We start from the raw sequence: 3,014 nt of genomic DNA on the forward strand, positions 1-3,014 counted from the left end.
CAGACTGCGCGGTCGATTATTTGAAAAGCGGAAAAATAATTTGCCGTTTGCGTCTCTCTCAATTCGCTGTCCAACAGTAATCTGTCCCTGCAGGTTGTCCAGCTTGATGGCTGCGGCCTCCTGCGCCGCACCGTCCGCGCTGTAGATGGCCTCGGTCAGCTTGTAGAAGTCCTCCTCCGAAGCGTTGACGATAGCCGACCAGCCGGACATGGCGTTCTTGCCGAAGATGGCAGCAATAGCCGCCGCCTGCTCGGTCTTTTCCAGACCGCCAAGTGCCGTGCGGCAGTTCTCCATCGTGGCCATGAGGTCCACATTGCCGTCCGCGTTGGTCTGCACCGCCACACCGTACTTTTCCATCGCGGTTGCCATCTGGTCGGTGGGCTTGACGAGGTTGGTAAGGCCGGTGCGCAGGGCAGTACCGGCGTTGCTGGCCTTGATACCTGCGTTGCCCATAAGACCGGTAGCGATGGCGGCGTCCTCAATGGAAATACCGAGGGAGCCGCACACAGCGCCGGCATACTTGAAGGTCTCGCCCATCATGGACACGGTGGTGTTGGCGCTGTTGCCGGTCTTGACCAGAACATCCGCAAAGTGTGCGGAGTCCTTGGCGGACAGGCCAAAGGCAGTCAGACCGTCCGTGATGATGTCGGAGGTAGTCGCAAGGTTCTCACCGGAAGCAGCAGCCGCGTCCATGATACCGGCAATACCGTCCACCATGTCCTCGGTCTTCCAGCCGGCCAGTGCCATGTACTCCATTGCCTGTCCAGCCTCGGTCGCGGAGAAGCTGGTCTTGGAGCCCATTTCCAACGCCTTTTCCCGGAGTGCGTCAAATTCCTCACCGGTCGCGCCGGAGATGGATTTCACCGTGGACATCTGGCTGTCGAACTCTGCCGTGGTCTTCACCGCAGCCGCGCCCACACCGGCAATAGCCGCAGACACCACCGACATCTTCTTACCGACACCGGCAATGGAGTTGCCCACCTTTTCCATCTTGCCGCCGACTTCTTCGATCTTCGCAAGGGTGGTATTGGTGGAAGCCGCCTGTGCCTCCAGTGATTTGAGCGTCTGCTCGGTCTCCTGGATCTCACGCTGGAGCGCATCGTACTGCTGCTGGGTGATCTCGCCCTTCTGGAGCTGCTCATTGGCCTGCACCGCAGCGGTCTTCAGCGTGTCCAGCTTTTCCTTCGTCTGGGCAATGGCATCCTTCAGGAGCTTCTGCTTCTGCGCCACCAGCTCCGTATTGGACGGGTCCAGCTTCAGCAGCTTCTCCACGTCCTTCAGCTGTGTCTGGGTATTCTTGATCTCCTTGTTGACCCCGGACAGCGCGGACGACAGTTTTGTGGTATCGCCGCCGATCTCTACCGTGATTCCCTGGATTCTGGATGCCATGCTCTGACCACCTCCTTATTGGCATGAAAAAGGCCCATCCACAGGTGAGTGGACAGGCAGTTTTACTGGTTTCGTTCACAAAATATCTGTTGATAATCCGGAAAAAACGAGCTATACTTAAATTGAAATAATATACTCAAGGAGGGAATGCTCTATGAGTGAACATGATATTGATATTGCTGATATGCAGTGCTGGATCTTCCGCATGGCTCAAACCAGATGGAAGAAATCCCCCGAAGCCTGCTCGAAAATATTTCAGGATAACGATGTATTTGGTTTTATCGCTAGCTGCTATGACATCCTCCACTTAAGCGGCTATGAATGCGTGTTGGATGATGTCGAAGAAATGCTGAAGAATCGAGGTGTTTCCGTATGCTGACTTTAACTGATGGAATGCTTCTTTATCACGGCAGCTTCACACGGGTATCTCAGATCGATCTTGACAAATGCAAAGCGGGCAAAGATTTCGGGCGTGGTTTCTACGTTACAAGTTCCTATAAGCAGGCACAGAACTTTGTTCCGCTGTCTGTCAACAAGCAGGTCAAAGAAGGAAAACTGCCCCCTGATACTACTTTAGGATACATCTCCGTATTCAAACTTCATCTGACGTCGGAAACATCTGTCCACCTGTTTCAATCGGCTGACCGAGACTGGCTCCATTTTGTCGCTTCAAGCCGAAGAGGTACGCTTTTCCCCGACCTTCGAAAACAATACGCCGCATTCGACATTATCGGAGGGAAAATAGCCAATGACCAAACTGCCCGCACTCTTCAGCTTTATACTACCGGTGCTTATGGTGAACCCGGTTCTGAACAGGCAGACAGCATCGCCATCACACTGCTGCTACCAAATCGTCTGGAAGACCAATTCTGCTTTTGCAACGGAAAAGTCATCCAGTCTCTCGAATTCATAAGGAGTGATTGCTATGATTTCAACCACATTTGAAATAACTGATCAGCAACGAGAAGCGTGCGCGGTCAGCGTTATGCGCGCCATGCTTGAAGATTACAGTAAGGATACCGGAGTTCCTTTCTCCAACCTGTTTTTCCAGTTTGCGTCATCTCCGGCATACAAAATGCTGTTTGATTATTCCACCGGACTTTGGATGGAAGGGCCGGATTATCTCCGAGATACCTTTGAAGATACCCTAAATCCCACTGATCCAGTTTCAGCATAGGAGCTTCCATGATCGAGAAAAAAATCAACACTTCTGAATCATCCGATTCCATCTCTGAGGAAGAAATGCTTCGCCGTCTTGGTATTACAGAGAACAATCTTGCAGGTTTCAACGATCTGAAAGTCGTTCCCGATCCAGATGAAGGTGGATTTGTTGTTTCCTACCCCGACCTGCCCGGATGCATTACCTGCGGTGACACAATAGAAGCAGCAATCGCTAATGCTCGGGATGCAAAAGCCGAATGGCTTGCTGCGGCATCGGAAGAAGGAATTAACAACCAGCTGCCTTCCCGAAACAAATTAGACCACAGGCCCAGTAACATGTTCCCCGCCCAGCCGCACAAGGCCGAGCGGGGATTTTTCACGCTCAGAATTTGTCCATTTATCAGCACCTTATAAAAATCAGCACCTTTTTCCAAATGTCAGCGTTTTAACTGAATTCAAGTCGA

General features: G+C 52.1%; 5 protein-coding genes. 4 read left to right on the forward strand and 1 reads right to left on the reverse strand.

Annotation, left to right across the window (positions count from 1 at the left end):
* Positions 1 to 1,389: phage tail tape measure protein (locus tag ACESZH_RS23675; protein WP_373219541.1), on the reverse strand; the 1,389-nt coding region annotated here is incomplete at its 3' end.
* 154 nt (positions 1,390 to 1,543) lie between these two features.
* Between ACESZH_RS23675 and ACESZH_RS23680 the strand changes: the two genes are divergently transcribed.
* From ACESZH_RS23680 to ACESZH_RS23695, 4 genes are all read left to right on the forward strand, one after another.
* Positions 1,544 to 1,768 (forward strand): DUF3791 domain-containing protein, encoded by a 225-nt coding sequence (locus ACESZH_RS23680; protein WP_177965201.1) that lies wholly within the window; start codon positions 1,544 to 1,546, stop codon positions 1,766 to 1,768.
* Positions 1,762 to 2,334: a DUF3990 domain-containing protein gene (locus ACESZH_RS23685; protein WP_177965200.1), complete on the forward strand. Its 573-nt coding sequence runs from the start codon at positions 1,762 to 1,764 to the stop codon at positions 2,332 to 2,334. Before ACESZH_RS23680 ends, ACESZH_RS23685 begins: the two co-directional genes overlap by 7 nt.
* The gene (locus ACESZH_RS23690; protein WP_177965199.1) at positions 2,315 to 2,566 is read left to right on the forward strand and encodes a hypothetical protein; all 252 of its coding nucleotides are present in this window, start codon (positions 2,315 to 2,317) and stop codon (positions 2,564 to 2,566) included. The genes ACESZH_RS23685 and ACESZH_RS23690 overlap by 20 nt, the downstream gene beginning before the upstream one ends.
* A gap of 65 nt (positions 2,567 to 2,631) precedes the next feature.
* Positions 2,632 to 2,964: a type II toxin-antitoxin system HicB family antitoxin gene (locus ACESZH_RS23695; protein ID WP_373219542.1), complete on the forward strand. Its 333-nt coding sequence runs from the start codon at positions 2,632 to 2,634 to the stop codon at positions 2,962 to 2,964.
* The last annotated feature ends 50 nt before the right edge of the window (positions 2,965 to 3,014 follow it).

The organism is Ruminococcus sp. 5_1_39BFAA (genome assembly GCF_964240875.1).
Lineage (GTDB): Bacteria > Bacillota > Clostridia > Lachnospirales > Lachnospiraceae > Blautia_A.